The sequence below is a fragment of the Streptomyces sp. NPDC003011 genome (genome assembly GCF_053591515.1).
In genome coordinates, this window is record NZ_JBSFTY010000074.1 from 14,505 (window position 1) to 30,536 (window position 16,032).

At 70.7% G+C, this 16,032-nt stretch carries 14 protein-coding genes; 7 read left to right on the plus strand and 7 right to left on the minus strand.

Annotated elements, in window-relative coordinates; translation table 11 throughout:
* The first annotated feature begins 144 nt into the window (after window positions 1-144).
* The 4 genes from ACWD0J_RS31000 to ACWD0J_RS31015 all read left to right on the plus strand — a co-directional run bounded on the left by ACWD0J_RS31000 (window position 145) and on the right by ACWD0J_RS31015 (window position 4,671).
* A complete protein-coding gene (locus tag ACWD0J_RS31000; RefSeq protein WP_451499156.1) occupies window positions 145-1,110 on the plus strand; it encodes a carbohydrate ABC transporter permease in 966 nt (321 codons plus the stop codon).
* 15 nt (window positions 1,111-1,125) lie between these two features.
* A complete protein-coding gene (locus ACWD0J_RS31005; protein ID WP_451499157.1) occupies window positions 1,126-2,055 on the plus strand; it encodes a carbohydrate ABC transporter permease in 930 nt (309 codons plus the stop codon).
* Between the two features lie 10 nt (window positions 2,056-2,065).
* Window positions 2,066-3,409, plus strand: a complete 1,344-nt coding sequence (locus ACWD0J_RS31010; RefSeq protein ID WP_451499158.1) for an extracellular solute-binding protein — start codon at window positions 2,066-2,068, stop codon at window positions 3,407-3,409.
* A 62-nt stretch (window positions 3,410-3,471) separates the two neighbouring features.
* Window positions 3,472-4,671, plus strand: coding sequence for a Gfo/Idh/MocA family protein (locus ACWD0J_RS31015; RefSeq protein ID WP_451499159.1), 1,200 nt, complete (start codon window positions 3,472-3,474; stop codon window positions 4,669-4,671).
* Between the two features lie 29 nt (window positions 4,672-4,700).
* Here the strand turns inward: ACWD0J_RS31015 and ACWD0J_RS31020 are convergent, their stop codons facing one another.
* Window positions 4,701-5,396, minus strand: coding sequence for a L,D-transpeptidase family protein (locus ACWD0J_RS31020; protein ID WP_451499160.1), 696 nt, complete (start codon window positions 5,394-5,396; stop codon window positions 4,701-4,703).
* A 334-nt stretch (window positions 5,397-5,730) separates the two neighbouring features.
* Here ACWD0J_RS31020 and ACWD0J_RS31025 point away from each other — a divergent pair, with 334 nt between their 5' ends.
* Entirely contained in the window at window positions 5,731-6,267 is a 537-nt protein-coding gene (locus ACWD0J_RS31025; RefSeq protein WP_451499161.1) for a hypothetical protein, read from the plus strand.
* 21 nt (window positions 6,268-6,288) lie between these two features.
* Here ACWD0J_RS31025 and ACWD0J_RS31030 read toward each other — a convergent pair whose 3' ends face one another.
* The 3 genes from ACWD0J_RS31030 to ACWD0J_RS31040 form a co-directional block, all read right to left on the minus strand.
* Window positions 6,289-7,203, minus strand: a complete 915-nt coding sequence (locus ACWD0J_RS31030; protein WP_451499162.1) for an SDR family oxidoreductase — start codon at window positions 7,201-7,203, stop codon at window positions 6,289-6,291.
* 208 nt (window positions 7,204-7,411) lie between these two features.
* A complete protein-coding gene (locus tag ACWD0J_RS31035; protein WP_451499163.1) occupies window positions 7,412-8,041 on the minus strand; it encodes an MBL fold metallo-hydrolase in 630 nt (209 codons plus the stop codon).
* Entirely contained in the window at window positions 8,041-9,126 is a 1,086-nt protein-coding gene (locus ACWD0J_RS31040; protein WP_451499164.1) for an S-(hydroxymethyl)mycothiol dehydrogenase, read from the minus strand. The genes ACWD0J_RS31035 and ACWD0J_RS31040 overlap by 1 nt, the downstream gene beginning before the upstream one ends.
* A gap of 222 nt (window positions 9,127-9,348) precedes the next feature.
* Between ACWD0J_RS31040 and ACWD0J_RS31045 the strand changes: the two genes are divergently transcribed.
* Window positions 9,349-11,103 carry an ABC transporter ATP-binding protein gene (locus tag ACWD0J_RS31045; RefSeq protein ID WP_451499165.1) on the plus strand — a complete coding sequence of 585 codons (1,755 nt, stop codon included), beginning with the start codon at window positions 9,349-9,351 and terminating at the stop codon, window positions 11,101-11,103.
* Window positions 11,104-11,280: 177 nt separating this feature from the next.
* Here the strand turns inward: ACWD0J_RS31045 and ACWD0J_RS31050 are convergent, their stop codons facing one another.
* A complete protein-coding gene (locus tag ACWD0J_RS31050) occupies window positions 11,281-11,574 on the minus strand; it encodes a hypothetical protein (protein WP_451499166.1) in 294 nt (97 codons plus the stop codon).
* 289 nt (window positions 11,575-11,863) lie between these two features.
* Window positions 11,864-12,526 (minus strand): TetR/AcrR family transcriptional regulator, encoded by a 663-nt coding sequence (locus tag ACWD0J_RS31055; RefSeq protein WP_451499167.1) that lies wholly within the window; start codon window positions 12,524-12,526, stop codon window positions 11,864-11,866.
* A 194-nt stretch (window positions 12,527-12,720) separates the two neighbouring features.
* Here ACWD0J_RS31055 and ACWD0J_RS31060 point away from each other — a divergent pair, with 194 nt between their 5' ends.
* On the plus strand, window positions 12,721-13,983 hold the full coding sequence (locus ACWD0J_RS31060) for a YncE family protein (RefSeq protein WP_451499168.1): 1,263 nt from the start codon (window positions 12,721-12,723) through the stop codon (window positions 13,981-13,983).
* Between the two features lie 133 nt (window positions 13,984-14,116).
* Here ACWD0J_RS31060 and ACWD0J_RS31065 read toward each other — a convergent pair whose 3' ends face one another.
* On the minus strand, window positions 14,117-15,982 hold the full coding sequence (locus ACWD0J_RS31065) for a cellulase family glycosylhydrolase (protein WP_451499169.1): 1,866 nt from the start codon (window positions 15,980-15,982) through the stop codon (window positions 14,117-14,119).
* Window positions 15,983-16,032 lie beyond the last annotated feature (50 nt).

The window sequence follows — 16,032 nt, forward strand, 5'->3', positions numbered from 1 at the left end:
TTTTCACCATGAAAACAACACTCCCACCATAGGACCCGCTAAGCCCCAGGAAAAGATGGTCGCACGCCCCTTGACGCAGGGATTCTTCCGCCTCAAAAGTAAGCGGGGCCGAGGACGAGTCGCAGCGGACGAGGGAGTCTCCCGATGACCATCGCCTCCAGCAGCCCTCCGTCGCGTCTGCCCCTGGGCGGCGCCGAAGGGGCACCGACCACGTCGGGGACGGACCCGACGGGAGCGGGTGAGAGCCGGGGGGACGGGCGGCTGGCCGCGGTGTTCCTCGCGCCGGCGTTCCTGGGGTTCGTGGTCTTCCTGCTCTGGCCGACCCTGCGGGGCGTCTACCTGAGCTTCACCCGCTTCAACCTGCTCACGCCGGCGGAGTGGGTGGGCCTCGACAACTACGCGCGGATGGTCCACGATCCGATCTTCTGGGACTCGCTCACCGTCACGGTCGAGTACGTGGTCATCAACATCGGGGTACAGACGGTCGCGGCGCTCGCCATGGCCGTACTGCTCCAGCGGCTGACGCAGTCGGCGCTGCTGCGCGGCATCGTGCTCACCCCGTACCTGATGTCGAACGTCGTCGCCGGTCTCGTCTGGCTGTGGATCCTCGACACCCAGCTCGGCATCGGCAACGAGATCATCACGGCCGTCGGCTTCGACCGCATCCCGTTCCTCGCGGACGAGACCTGGGCGATCCCCACCATCGCGCTGATCAACGTCTGGCGGCACGTCGGCTACACCGCGCTGCTGCTGTTCGCGGGTCTTCAGGCGATCCCCGGCGACATGTACGAGGCGGCCAAGGTGGACGGCGCGAGCGAGTGGCGGATGTTCTGGCGGATCACCCTGCCCCTGCTGCGGCCGGTGCTGGCGGTCGTGCTGATCATGACCGTGATCGGCTCGTTCCAGGTGTTCGACACCGTCGCGGTGACCACCGCGGGCGGACCGGCGAACGCGACCAACGTGCTCCAGTACTACATCTACGGCTCCGCGTTCGGCCGCTTCCAGTTCGGCTACGCCTCGGCGATGTCCGTCGCCCTGCTCGTCGTGCTGAGCGCGATCACCGTCCTGCAGTACCGGCTCACCCGGGCCGGCCAGAGCGACCTCGGCTGACGGAAGGAGTTCACCGTGGCTGCCGTGACGACACCGTCATCGCCAACGACCGCGGTCCGGCCGGGCGGGCGCAGGTTCTCCGCCGGCCGGATCGCCGCCTGGACCGTGATGGGCCTGATCGTGCTCATCACCCTGCTCCCCTTCTACTGGATCCTGCGCACCGCGCTCTCCACCAACGCGGGGCTGACCGCCGACCCCGCCGACCCGCTGCCGGTCGGCCTCGGCACCAGCGGCTTCGAACGGGCCCTCGGGGCGCAGTCCGCCGAGGAGGCGATCGCGCAGGGCGGCGCCGGCGGCGGGCTGGACTTCTGGCGCTATCTGCTCAACTCGGTGCTCGTCTCGACACTGATCACCGGCTGTCAGATCTTCTTCTCGGCGATGGCCGCCTACGCCTTCGCGCGACTGCGCTGGCGCGGCCGGGACAAGGTGTTCGGCCTGTTCCTGGCCGGGCTGATGGTGCCGACCATCTTCACGCTGCTGCCGAACTTCGTGCTGATCAAGCAACTGCACCTGGTGGACACGCTGTTCGGGATCGCGCTGCCCAGCCTCTTCATGACCCCGTTCGCGGTGTTCTTCCTGCGTCAGTTCTTCATGAACATCCCCCGCGAGGTCGAGGAGGCGGCGCTGCTCGACGGCGCCGGGAAGGTCATGGTCTTCTTCCGGGTGATCCTGCCGATGGCGTCCACGCCGGTCGTCACGCTGTCCGTGCTGACGTACATCACCTCCTGGAACGACTACTTCTGGCCGCTGATGGTCTCCTACAGCGACGGCTCGCGGGTGCTGACCGTGGCGCTGGCGATCTTCCGGGCGCAGACCCCGGCAACCGGCGTCGACTGGTCCGGGCTCTCGGCGGCGACGCTGATCGCCGCGCTGCCGATGCTGGTGCTCTTCGCCTGCTTCGCCCGCCGCATCGTCAGCTCCATCGGCTTCACCGGGATCAAGTGAGGGACTTCTGATGCGACTTCGTACGCCGACCGCGCTGACCGCAGCGCTGGCACTGTCCCTGGTGTCCGGCTGCGCGACGGGCGACTCGGCCGGGGCGTCCGCGAACACGGTGACGTACTGGCTGTGGGACGCCAACCAGCTGCCCGCCTACCAGGCCTGCGCGAAGGGGTTCGAGAAGGAGAACCCCCGGCTGAAGGTGAACATCACCCAGTTGGGCTGGAGCGACTACTGGACCAAGCTCACCGCCGGGTTCATCGCGGGCACCCAGCCGGACGTGTTCACCGACCACATCCAGAAGTTCGGCCAGTTCGCCGACCTGTCGGTGCTGGAGCCGCTCGACGACCTGGGCATCCAGGACGCCGACTACCAGCCGGGCCTCGCCGCCAACTGGATCGGCCAGGACGGCCACCGTTACGGCGCCCCGAAGGACTGGGACACCGTCGCGCTCTTCTACAACGGGAAGATGGCGAAGGACGCCGGTCTCGGCGCGGCAAAGCTCAACAGCCTCTCCTGGAACCCGAAGGACGGCGGCACCTTCGAGAAGGCCATCGCCCGCCTGACCGTCGACAAGAACGGCAGGCGGGGCGACGAGCCCGGCTTCGACAGGAACAACGTCGAGGTGTACGGGCTGGCGAGCAACGGCGGCGGCTACGGCGACGGCCAGACACAGTGGAGCCCCTTCACCGCCTCCGCCGGCTGGGACTACACGGACAAGGCGCGCTGGGGCACGGAGTACCAGTACGACAGCGAGACCTTCCAGGCCGTCATCCGGTGGTACTTCGGCCTGGCGGAGAAGGGATACATGGTCCCCTTCTCCGACTACAACGTGCAGTCCAACCAGGCCAACTCCCAGATCGCCGCGGGCACGGCCGCCGCCGCCTTCGACGGGGCCTGGATGATCTCCACGTACGACGGCTTCAAGGGCAGGGACATCAGGACCGCCGTCACCCCCGTCGGCCCGACCGGCCAGCGCGCCACGATGATGAACGGCCTCGCCGACTCCCTCACCAAGGGCTCGAAGAACAAGGCGGGCGCCCGCATGTGGGTGGCGTACCTGGCCTCGGACGCCTGCCAGAGGGTCGTCGGCGGGTACGGGGTCGTCTTCCCCGCCACCCCGGCCGGCACCGGGGCCGCCATCGCCGCGTACAAGGCGAAGGGCATCGACGTCTCGGCGTTCACCGATCCCGTGGCCGACAAAAGGGCCTTCCGGACCTTCTCCTACCCGATCACCACCTACGCGGCGGACGTGACCGCGCTCATGCAGCCGGCCATGGAGGACATCTACGGCAACGGCAAGCCGGTGAGCAGCCTCGATGAGACCAACAGCCAGATCAACCGCGTTCTCGGCCAGTGATGCGACCAGTCACTCCACCATTCACTCGACCAGTCACCCCACCAGTGAAGGGCACGCCACCCATGACGTTCTCTCTCGGCATCGTCGGCGCCGGGCAGTTCTCGGGCCAGTTCGCCAAGCTGTTCCTGGCCCATCCCGGGGTCGGTGACGTGCACGTCACCGACCTGCTCCCCGAACGGGCCGAGCGGCTGGCCGCCGCCGAGGGCCTCACGGGCACCTTCCCGTCGTACGAGGCCATGCTGGAGTCGAAGGCCGTCGACGCGGTCGCGGTCTTCACCCAGCGCTGGACCCACGGCCCGCTGGTCGTCCAGGGCCTGAAGGCCGGCAAGCACGTGTACTCCGCGGTCCCCATGGCGATCACCGCCGAGGAGATCGCGGAGATCATCGACACGGTCAGGGCGACCGGGCTGACGTACATGATGGGCGAGACCAGCCAGTACAACCCGGCGACCGTGCACGCCCGCAACCAGATCGCCGAGGGCGCCTTCGGGCGGCTCTTCTACGCCGAGGGCGACTACGTCCACGACATGGACCTGGGGTTCTACGAGGCGTACCGGTACAGCGGCGGCGAGAACTGGAAGGCGACCGCCAGCTATCCCCCACTGCTGTACCCGACGCACGCGGTGGGCGGGGTGCTGGGCGCCTGGCAGACGCACGCGGTGAGCGTGTCGGCGATCGGGGTGACCGACGACCGCGGGGACGGCGTCTTCGACAAGGACGTCAGCCAGTTCGGCAACGACGTCTCCAACGCGACCGCGCTGTTCGAGGTGGCGGGCGGCGGAGCGTTCCGTACGAACGAGTTCCGGCGGGTCGGCTACCCCTCCCACATCCGGGAGTCGCGCTTCAGGTTCTTCGGTACCGAGGCGAGCATGGAGCAGCTCGCCACGGTCGCCCTGTGGCAGGACAAGAAGGGGGTGAAGGACATCAGCGAGCTGCTGGAGCCGAAACCCACGATGTCTCCCGACGATCCGTCGCTCCAGCACATCGCGCCGGACCTGCGGGCCGCCTTCACCTCCGGCTCGGCGCCGGTGCACGACCGGTCGCGGCTGCCGCGGGAGTTCGACCACCTCCACAACGGGCACGAGGGCAGCCACCACTTCCTGGTGGACGACTTCGTCACCGCCGTCACCACCGGGTCGCTGCCGTCGGTGAACGCGTGGGTGGCGGCCCGCTACACCCTGCCGGGCATCGTCGCGCACGAGTCCGCGCGGCGGGGCGGGGCCAGGCTGGAGATCCCTGACTTCGGGGACGCGCCCCGCTAGAAGGGGCGCGGGCGGGCCGGGTGGCCCTGTCAGGTGCCCGGCTTGCGGCCGTACACGAAGACGTCGTCGCCGTTCTTCAGCAGCGACCAGTACTTCTTGGCGGTGGTCTTGGTCATGTTGACGCAGCCGTGCGAACCCGGCGGGTTCCACATGCTGAGGCCCACCGAGTGGAAGGCCTGGCCGCCGTCGAAGAACTGGGCGTAGGGCATCGGCACGTCGTAGATGCTGGAGACGTGGTCGATGTTGCGCCAGTAGATCTTCTTCAGGCCGGTGCGGGTCTCGTAGCCGTCGCGGCCGGTGCGCACGGGGACCGGGCCGTGGACGAGCTTGTCGCCGTCCTGGATCCAGCTGAGCTGGAGGGTCAGGTTCACGCAGGCGATACGGCCCTTGTTCACCGGGCACTTGCCGTCTTTGTTGGGATTCGTCCCGACGGCCTTCTGCTTGTTCATGAGGTTCATCACGCCCCAGGTGACGGAACCCGCGTACCCGGCGTTCGGGGTGATGCCGTGCTTGGTCTGGAAGGCCTGGATGGCCTTGCAGTCGGCGGTGGACTGCTTGCCGTCGACCGGCCGGCCGAGGAACTTCTCCACCTGCTTCTGGTACGGCCCGGTCTGTGTGGTGCAGCTCGCGGCCTGCGCGGGCGTGGTGCCCAGCGCGAGTGCGAGCGGTGCCACCAGGCCGGTGATCCCCAGTACGACGGCACCCCGTCTGCGTATGTCCCCCATGGTCATTCCCCTTCACCCGGTCCTGCGGTCCTCGATGTCTGCCAGCTAGACCGGTGCCCGGGGTATTCGGTTGTAGCGCTGTCCGCCCTGCGACGAAACGGTGACATTCGACACCGTGCCGTCGCTGTCAGGCATCGGTGCCGAGCCGGTCCACCGCGGCACGGAGGGCCCGCGTCGACCGCGGTGAGGCCGCCGTCGACGGTGAGCGTGGTGCCTGTGATCCAGGACACGTCGCGGGAGGCCGAAGTCCTGGAGGCCGTTGACGGGGGCGTCGTGTCCGTCAGGGGGTCGACGGGAGTGCCGCGACGATCACCCGGGCGGCTACCGTGCGTCCATGTCCACGTTCCTGCAGCAACTCCCCGCCCTCATCGGCGTCGTGATCGGCGCGCTCGGCTCGTACGTCGCCATCGTGCGCAGTGACCGGGCCCGCTTCAGCCGTGAGCGGGCCGCGCGTTGGGAGGAGCGCAGGCTCGCCGTGTACGCCGACTACGCGCGGGCGCTCAAGCGGTCGGTGACGCTGACGTACCGGGTCGCCGCCCACTTCGGCAACGATCCGCATCCGCACCCCTTGTCCCCCGAGGAGGCGGCGGCGCTGATGGCGGAGGCCACCGTCGCCCGGGACCCGGCCGGGGAGGCGCTGATCCTGCTGGGCAGTCCGGAGGTGGTGGAGCGGGCCCGGACGTGGGTGGTCACCGTGCTGGAGATGGAGCGGTTCCTGCGCGAGGAGCGGCGCGACCCGGCGGCGTGGCAGGCCCTGCTGGAGCGGCAGCGCGCCGGACGCGCGGGCTACTACGCGGCCGTACGGGACGACCTGGCGCTGCCCCCCGGCCACGCGGCCCACTGGCCGCTGCCGGCGTCGGAGCGGACCTGACCGTGACTGCGGACCTGACCGTCACCGGTACCCGGTCGTGTCCGCCGGCTTCCCCGCGTCCTGCACCTCCACGAGGTACCGCCAGGCGTCCGGGCGGCTGCCGTCCAGGTCGGTGAAGCCGTACACCGGGGCGAGGCCGCCGCTGGAGAGGGACGTGCCGTTCCAACGCGCCACGTCGGGGTCGGCGGCGAGGGCGGCGACCGCGCGGCCGACATAGCGCGGTGTCTCGGAGATGGCGAAGTGGGGGACGCGGTCGAGGGCGTCGCGCCAGTTGTCCTCCCGCACCCCGTAGACCTCCAGCATCATCTCCGAGCGCAGCCAGCCCGGGGTCAGCGCCAGGGCGGTGGCGCCGCGCGGCCCGATCTCGTGGCCGAGGGCGAACGCCATGCGCAGCACGGACGCCTTGGCGAGGTCGTAGAAGAAGTTGACGCGGTAGGTGTCGCGGTTGTACTCGGCGGTGCCGTCGGTCATCTCGACCACCAGCCCGCCGGGCCGGCGCAGGAGCAGGGGCAGGGCGTGGTGGCTGGTGATCGCGTGCGTCTCCACCGCGAGCCGCAGGAGCCGGATCCCCTTGTCGAGGTCGTGCTCCCAGACGGGGGTGTCCCACGCGAAGAGCTTCTCCCCGCCCCAGATGTCGTTGACGAGGACGTCGAGCCGGCCCTGCTCGTCGGCGATGCGGTCGACGAGCGTACGGACCTGAGCCGGGTCGAGGTGGTCGGTCGGTACGGCGATGCCGTGGCCGCCCGCCGCGGTGACGAGGTCGGCGGTGTCCTCGACGGTCTCGGGGCGGTCGTACTCGGAACGGCGGGCCCGGGTGGAGCGGCCGGTGACGTAGACGGTCGCGCCGGCCGCGCCGAGCTCCACCGCGATGCCGCGTCCGGCTCCGCGGGTCGCCCCCGCGACCAGTGCGACCTTGTCCTGCAACGGCTGTGACATGTCCGACCTCCCGTGTGCCCGGTTGTTGCTCCGAGCATGGCGGGTAAGCCGGACATCCTCTGTCGCCTTTTGTTCGGGGTCACCCGGCCGCGCGCGGTTTCCCGCCCGGTGCGGTCCGGGACGCCCACCCCGCGGACGCGCGGGACACCCACCCCTCGCCCACCCCATGGACGCGCACGACCGGGCCGGGGTCGTGAGGCCCGGTCCCTCAGTGGCCGCGGGCGATCCACTCCTCCAGGTGCGGGGCTTCCGCACCGATGGTCGTGGGGTCGCCGTGCCCGGTGAGGACCTTCGTCTCGGGCGGGAGGGCGAGCAGGCGGTCGCGGATCGAGTCGATGATCGTGGGGAAGTGGGAGTAGGAGCGGCCGGTGGCCCCGGGACCGCCCTGGAAGAGCGTGTCACCGGTGAAGACGGTGGCCAGTCCAGGATCGTGGAGGCAGACCGCGCCCGGCGCGTGCCCCGGCGTGTGCAGGACGCGCAGATCGGCGCCGGCGGCCTCGATGACCTGGCCGTCCCGCAGCCAGGCGTCGGGGTCGCGGTCGGGGTGGGTCTGCTTCCACAGCGGCAGGTCGTCGGGGTGCAGCCAGATCGTGGCACCGGTGCGCTCGGCCAGGGCGGGCGCGGCGTCGATGTGGTCGTTGTGGGCGTGCGTGCACACGATCGCCGTCAGTCGACGGTCGCCGACCGCCTGCGCGATGGCGTCGGCGTCGTGGGCCGCGTCGATCACGATCGCCTCGTGGTCGTCGCCGATGATCCACACGTTGTTGTCGACGTCCCAGGTGCCGCCGTCGAGGCTGAACTGGCCGGAGGTGACGAGGCGTTCGATGCGGGCGCCCATCACAGCACCACCACCGAACGCAGTACGTCGCCGTCATGCATGCGTTCGAACGCCTTCTCCACGTCGGTGAGTTCGATCGTCTCGGTCACGAACGCGCCCAGATCCAGGCGGCCTTGCAGATGCAGGTCGATCAGCATCGGGAAGTCGCGGGAGGGCAGGCAGTCGCCGTACCAGGACGACTTCAGCGCTCCGCCGCGGCCGAAGACGTCCAGCAGGGGCAGTTCGAGCTTCATCTCGGGGGTGGGGACGCCGACGAGGACGACCGTGCCGGCCAGGTCCCGGGCGTAGAAGGCCTGCTGGTAGGTCTCCGGGCGGCCGACCGCCTCGATCACCACGTCCGCGCCGAAGCCGCCGGTCAGTTCCCGGATCGCCTCGATCGGGTCGGTCTCGCGGGAGTTGACGGTGTGGGTGGCGCCCATCGTCCGCGCCGTCTCCAGCTTCCGCTCGTCGATGTCGACCGCGATGATCTTCGCAGCGCCCGCCAGGCCCGCCCCGGCGATCGCCGCGTCGCCGACGCCACCGCAGCCGATCACCGCGACCGTGTCACCACGGCCGACCTGACCGGTGTTGATCGCGGCACCGATCCCGGCCATCACCCCGCAGCCCAGCAACCCCGCCACCTGCGGCGCCACGTTCGGGTCGACCTTGGTGCACTGCCCGGCCGCCACCAGCGTCTTCTGCGCGAACGCGCCGATGCCCAGCGCCGGGGACAGCTCGGTGCCGTCGGTCAGGGTCATCTTCTGACCGGCGTTGTGCGTGTCGAAGCAGTACCAGGGCCGCCCGCGCAGGCACGCCCGGCACCTGCCGCACACCGCACGCCAGTTGAGGATCACGAAGTCCCCGGGAGCGACATCGCTCACCCCGTCGCCGACCGCCTCGACCACGCCCGCGGCCTCGTGCCCCAGCAGGAAGGGGAAGTCGTCGCTGATCCCGCCCTGCTTGTAGTGCAGGTCGGTGTGGCACACCCCGCAGGCCTGCACCCGCACCACGGCCTCGCCCGGGCCGGGATCGGGCACGACGATCGTCTCCACCCGCACCGGCAGGCCCTTGCCCGGTGCGATCACGCCGCGTACTTCCTGCGCCATGAGGTCGGCCCCTCTCGTCATCCCGTGTCCGTTCCTGAGGCGACCCTACGCGTGACTGATCGGTAACGGGCGGGATCACCCCGCGTCGGCTGCCCGCTGCCCGGGTCACCGGGGCGCCTCCCCGCCCCGGGCGGTGCCCGGAGCCCCGAGAACCGGCGGGCATCCGGGGAGGGCGCCGACGTAGCCTGAGGGCTCCGCCCGCCGCAGGTCCGAAGGAGTGCCGTGAGCAACGCCAGCACGGAGACCGCCCCGCCCACGTGGCGGCTGCTCCTCGGGTACGTACGACCGCACCGGTGGGCCCTGCTGACGGGCGCCACCCTCTCGCTCCTCACCGGCGCCACCGGGCTGATGCTGCCGCTGGTGGCACGGGAGTTGATCGACGACCTGTCGCACGACCGGACCATCACCGGCGCGCTGGTCGTCATGTCCGCCCTGGTGACCGCCAACGCGGCACTGGGGGCGCTCGGTTCGTACGTGCTGCGGCGCACCGCGGAGTCGGTGGTGCTCGGCGCGCGGCGCACCCTGTCCTCGTATCTGCTGCGGCTGCGCGTCGCGGCCGTGGACCGCACCGAGCCGGGCGACCTGATGGCCCGCATCACCTCGGACACCACCCTGCTGCGCGAGGTCACCACCGACTCGCTGGTGGGCCTGGGCACCGGCGGGCTCACCCTGGTCGCGACGGTGGTCATGATGGGCCTGGTGGATCCGGTGCTGCTCGGGGTCACGATGGCGGTGATCGTCGGGGCGGGCGTCGTCCTCGGGGTGATCGTGCCGCACATCAACCGGGCGAGCCGGCAGGCGCAGGACGCGGTCGGGGTGATGGGCGCCTCCCTGGAGCGGATCCTCGGCGCGCTGCGCACGGTGAAGGCGTCCGGCGCGGAGCACCGTGAGGAGCGGACGCTGCACGCGGCCGCCGAGGAGTCGTGGCGGCAGAGCGTGCGCGCCGCCAAGTGGTCGGCGGCGGCGGGCAACACGGCGGGGCTGGCCATGCAGATCGCGTTCATCACGGTGCTGGCGGCCGGCGGGGCGCGGGTGGCGACCGGAGCCATCGACGTGGGCACGCTGGTGGCGTTCCTGCTGTTCGTCTTCTACCTCATGTCGCCGATCCAGCAGGTCGTGGGCGCGATCACCCAGTACCAGACCGGCGCGGCGGCCCTGGCCCGCATCCAGGAGGCACTGCGGCTGCCGTCCGAGCCGGCGGCCCTGCCCGCGCCGCTGCCCTCCCCCGGCGCGCGGCCCGCCGCGGTCGCCTTCACCGACGTCCGCTTCCGGTACGCCGACGACCTGCCGTACGTCCACCACGGGGTGACGTTCACCGTGCCCGCGCAGGGCATGACCGCGTTCGTCGGCCCGTCCGGCGCGGGCAAGACCACCGTCTTCTCACTCATCGAGCGGTTCTACGACCCCGAGTCCGGCACGATCACCCTCGACGGCCGCGACCTCGCCGACTGGGAGCTGTCCCACCTGCGGTCCTCGATCGGGTACGTGGAGCAGGACGCGCCGGTCCTGTCGGGATCCCTGCGGGACAACCTGGTGCTCGGCCATCCGGACGCGGACGAGGACGCCGTCACCCGGGTGGTGAAGACGACCCGGCTGGACGGTCTGGTCGCCCGCCTCCCCGCTGGACTGGACACCCTGGTGGGGCACCGCGGCACCCGGCTGTCGGGCGGCGAACGCCAGCGGGTCGCCATCGCCCGCGCCCTGCTGCGCCGCCCCCGGCTGCTGCTCCTGGACGAGGCGACCTCCCAGCTCGACGCGGTGAACGAGGCGGCGCTGCGGGACACGGTGGCGGACGTGGCCCGGACGACGACGGTCCTGGTCGTCGCGCACCGGCTGTCCACGGTGACGATGGCCGACCGGATCGTGGTGATGGACGCGGGCCGGGTACGAGCGGTCGGCACGCATCGCGAACTGGTGGGCGCCGACCCGCTGTACGCGGAACTGGCGGCGACGCAGTTCCTCGCGACGGCCGACTGACCGCGGCCGCCCCGGCGCCGTCCCGCCGGCCCACGCAGTCGCCGCGGCGCAGGCGAATCCGCGCCCCCCGCACCTCCGCAGAACGCGAGAACGCGAGAACGCGAGAACGCGGAAACGCGGAAACGCGGAAACGCGAAGGGCCGCCCGGTGACGGGCGGCCCTCGACGGTGCGCGGGTCTAGCGGATACCGGGAAGCAGACCGGTGACCGGGGCGACCAGGCCGGTGATCTGCTGCAGCTGGTTCAGGTCGTTGAGGCGCTTGAGCTGGGTCAACTGCGGCGCGACCTGAGGAATGTCCGCCTTGTGCTCCGCGGGGATGCCGCTCACCACGAGCGAGTCGAGCGTGCTGACGGGGCTGAGCCGGCCGGAGCTCGGGGCGGCCGTGCCGGCCGCGCTCGCGAGGGGGGCGGCGAGGCCGGTGACCCCGACGGCGAGACCCACGGCGGCGACGATACGTCGTGTTGAGATCATGCCTACAGCAACGCCTACGGGCCCGTGCCGGACACGGGCACCGCGCCCCGCTCACCCGTCAGGCGCAGCGCGGGAGAGCGGGGCGCGTACGAGGACGCGTACCGCGGTCTGCGACGCCGCCTGCCGGCTTGCTGCCTGCTGTTTGCCGTCTGCCGTCTGCTGTGCGGCGCCGCGAGGGCCGCGCTGCCGGTGATGTGCCTCGCCCAGGCGGGGTCACGTCAGCGGCCGCGTCCGGTCGTGCCGGCGTCCGCGTCCGGCCGGCGGGAAGCGACCGGGATGGGTGCGCCCTTCAGGAGCCCGCCGGTGTCCAGCCCGGTGGGCGCAGGATGCCCAGCAGCTGGCGGACCAGTTCCTCGACGACCTCGTCCAGGGTCGCGTCCACCCATCCGGCGTTCCAGTCGTGGAGCAGCCCGTTGACGCTGCCGATGAACGCCGCCGCGGCGAGCCGGTAGTCGCGCGGCGCCGCTTCCCCGCGGCCCACTGCGGCCTCGGCCTCGGCGCACACGAGGTCGACCCAGCGGGCGCGGCGGGCCAGGCGCTGTTCCTCCAGGCGCGGACTGACGCCGATGATCTCGACGAAGGTGATGCGGATCCGGCGCGGGTCCCCGGTGACGTTCGCGGCGTACGCGCGGAAGATCGCCGCGGCGCGTTCGGCGAGCGGCAGGTCTCCCGCGCCGGTCAGGGCGAGCAGCACGGCCTGCTCGGCCCAGTCGTTGACCTGGAGGTGCAGGGCGGCCAGCACGTCCTCGAGGGTGCGGAACTCCTCGTAGAACTGGCGGGTGGACAGGCCCGCGGCCTCGCTGAGCGCCGCGACGGTGGTGGCGCGGTAGCCGGGGGTGTCGCCGAAGAGCCGGAGTGCGGCGTCCAGGAAGCGGCGGCGCCGCTCGGCCTGCCGCTGCGCGGCGGTCTTGCCGCCGTAACGGCCGGTCGGCGCCTTGAGCCTGCCTGTCACCGTGCCTCCTTGTCCCGCCCGGCCGTCGGGCGTTCCGTTCGCACGCCGATTTTGTCCTGTACGCAGTCTTGTGGAGAAGGGCACCCCTTCCTTACTTTGCAGTAAGTTGAATCTGAATCCACTCGTGTTCAGATGCGCCCCTCCGTCTTGGCATGTCCTAGTCATGAGCCGCCCATCCAGAGGAGAGAGCAGTCATGCCTGCTTTCCGACCCAGGCACCTATGCTCCGTAGCCGCCGCCCTCGTGCTCACCGTCACCGCCCCCGCGACCGCCGCGACCGCCGCCGCGGAGGCCTCGGACACTTCGGCCGCCGCCCTGCGCGAGGTGATGTTCGTGGGCAACAACTGGGAGGGCACCGCCGACGTCATCAAGTCCACCGGTGACTTCGCGAAGATCGGCCGTATCAACGTGGTCCCGGACAAGGACCAGCGGATGGCGGAGATCAACGCCGACCCGATCCGGTGGATCGCCTTCATGACGATCCGCAACAGCGTCGGTGAGGGCCACGACCAGTTCGTCGACGACATGTACTCCACGCCGGACGGCACGTCGGTGGTGGTCTCACGGCCGAGCTTCGCCGACGTCGTCTCGATCGACCTCGCCACCGGCCGCATCAACTGGCGGTTCGCCGTGTCGGGTTACCGCGCCGACCACATGGCGGTCTCCCCCGACGGCAGGCGGGTCGCGGTGTCCGCCTCGACCGGCAACACCGTGCACGTGCTCGACATCACCACCGGCAAGCAGCTCGGCTCCTTCGCCACGGGCGACAAGCCGCACGAGAACATCTTCACCGCCGACGGCACGTACCTCTGGAACATGTCCATCGGCGACGTGAACACCGCCACCGACGCCCCGTGGCTGGACTGGACGAAGGGCAACCGGTACATCACGGTCGTCGACGCCACGACGTACAAGCAGGTCAAGGTCATCGACATGCGGGCGCGGCTGGACGCGATCGGCCTGTCCGACTACTCCGACGCAGTCCGCCCGGCCGTCTTCTCGCCCGACGAGTCCAGGCTCTACTTCCAGGTGTCCTTCTTCAACGGGTTCTTCGAGTACGACATCGCCACCGACAAGATCACCCGGACGAAGACGCTGCCGAAGAACCCGGCGACCAGCGACGACCGTACGACGTTCGTCAACGACTCGCGCCACCACGGCATCTCGATGAAGCCGGACGGCTCCAAGCTGTGCGTGGCGGGCACGATGGACGACTACGCGACCGTCGTCGACCGCGCCACCCTCAAGGAGGGCCCGCTGGTCACCGTGTCCAAGCCGTACTGGGCGACCGTCAGCGGCGACGGCAGGAGCTGCGTGGTGTCGGAGAGCGGCGCCGACCAGGTCACCGCGATCGACTTCGCCACCGGGAGGAAGACGGTGTCGGTGGCGGTGGGCGACCATCCGCAGCGCGTCCGCCTGGGCCACGTGGGCGCGGGCTGGACGGGTCCGGCTTCCTGAGCCCGTTCAGCGCCTGTCCCTCCCCGGGGCCGGCCCGGATCCGCTGGAGCCGGGCCGGCCCGGCCTCGTCGTGGAGGCGGTGTCCGGCCCGGGTCCGGTCCCGGCTCTGACGTGAGGGGAGGAGCAGGTGCGCTCAGCGGATCCGCTGGGCCGCCCACGCGGACAGCTCGGAGCGGGCCGCGTTCAGCAGGTCCGTCGCGGGGGCCGTCGTCCCGTTGGTCACCAGCGCGTAGTGCAGGACACCGTTGTCCGGGGCGGTGAGCAGGAGGCGGCGGCTTCCGGTGCCGCCCGGTTCCCGGGCCGCCGCGATCGGGGTGGCGGCCGTGTAGGCCGGCGGGGCGTAGGACGTGCCCAGGTCGGAGACCACCGTGGTCGTCGAGGTCGGGAAGGAGGCGGGCAGGTGCAGTTCGGTGGGGGCCGTGGTGCCGTCGGAGCGCCACAGCAGCAGCCCGTACTGGCCCGAGCCGACCAGCCGGGCGACGTTCGGCAGTGAGCTCGGGACCGGGTTCCAGGTCAGGGTGGTGGATCCGTCCCGGGAGCGGTCCTCATAGGTGAAGGCGACGGTCGTGCCGGCCGTGGCGCTCGGGTAGAGGCGGTCCAGCAGCCGGGTGTCCTGACGCGGCACGACCGTTCCCGAGTCGTCGAGGCGCACGGCCGACAGGTCCTCGTCGTTCCAGGCGTCGCCGGAGGTGAGCACCTTGTCGGGGTTGCCGTTCATCAGCTCGTGGTGGCGGCCGTTGTAGATGTCCCACTGCCACTGCGAGCCGGAGAGCACCGAGCCGGACATCTTCGGGTCGGACCACCAACTCGCCCCGGGCAGGCGGGAGTCGAGTGCCTGGTACATCGCCTTGAGGACCGTCGGCGCCTTGTCGGAGACGGTGCCTGCCAGGGGGTGGCCGAACTCGCTGACGATGGCGGCCGTGCCGGTGGCCGCCGCGCGGTCGCGGACGGCTGCGAAGTCCGCCGCGTACTGGCCGTCCCCGGCCTTGCCCGGCATCAGGATCCCGGAGATGGCCTTCTGGTCGTAGAAGTGGGTGTTGAAGACGTGGTCCGGACCGAGGGTGCCGGCGTCCAGCAGGCCGCCCTCCTGCTTCTGGAAGCTGATGTTGGCGTTCCAGAACAGGTTCGGCTCCACGAAGGCGGGCTTGTCCTGCCAGCCGGCCGCGTCCATGCGGGCGCGGAACTTCTCGTAGAACGGCCACAGCACGTCGCGTTCCCAGGCACGGCTGCTCTGGCCGGAGTCGTACACCCCGGCGTGCGGCTCGTTGTAGGGGTCGAAGCCGACGACTCCCGCGAACTCCGCGGCGGAAACGTGCTGTCTGACGTAGGCCATGGTCTTCTGGGCCGTGGTGAGGAACGCGTCCTGGAGGCCGTACGCGTTGTGCCAGAAGTCGTACGCCGCCTGCTTCACGGCCTCGTTCTGGGTGATGTTCTGGCCCCAGAACAGACAGATCCCGCAGCTCTCGTCCGGGTAGGTCCCGGCGTCCACCGCCCACTGGGGAGCACCGTCGCCGGTGTACCAGCTGTCCGGGTCGAACAGGTACCGGGAGTAGAGGTCCTGGTGGAAGTCGGGGTAGACGCGGATGCCGGCGGCGAGGAACGCGCGCATCTGGCCGGTGGCGGCGGCCAGGTAGGCGGTGTCGACCTGGCCGCGTACGGGTTCGGCGTACGCCCAGGAGAGCAGGAAGCGGACCGAGTTGCCGCCGCCGAGGGCGCGCAGCGCGGTCGCGGACTTCTTCGCGTCGGCGACCGAGGCGAAGGGCAGGCCCTTGTTCTCCGCCAGCTTGGTCTCGCCGGAGACGTTGTAGCCGCGCAGCACGACCTCGCGGCCGTGGCCGTCGGTGAATCCGCCGTCCTGCACGGTCAGCGGGGTGTCGTCGAACCAGAGGGAGTCGGGGAGGGCTTCGGCGGTGGCGGGCCGCACGCCCGCCACCGTCAGGAATCCGGAGAGGACCACCAGAACAACGAGCAGACGCGCGCGTATATTCGGCATGTCCATTACAGTCCGACGATTTCGTGACAACGTCAACACCATCTGACTGCTGAGTA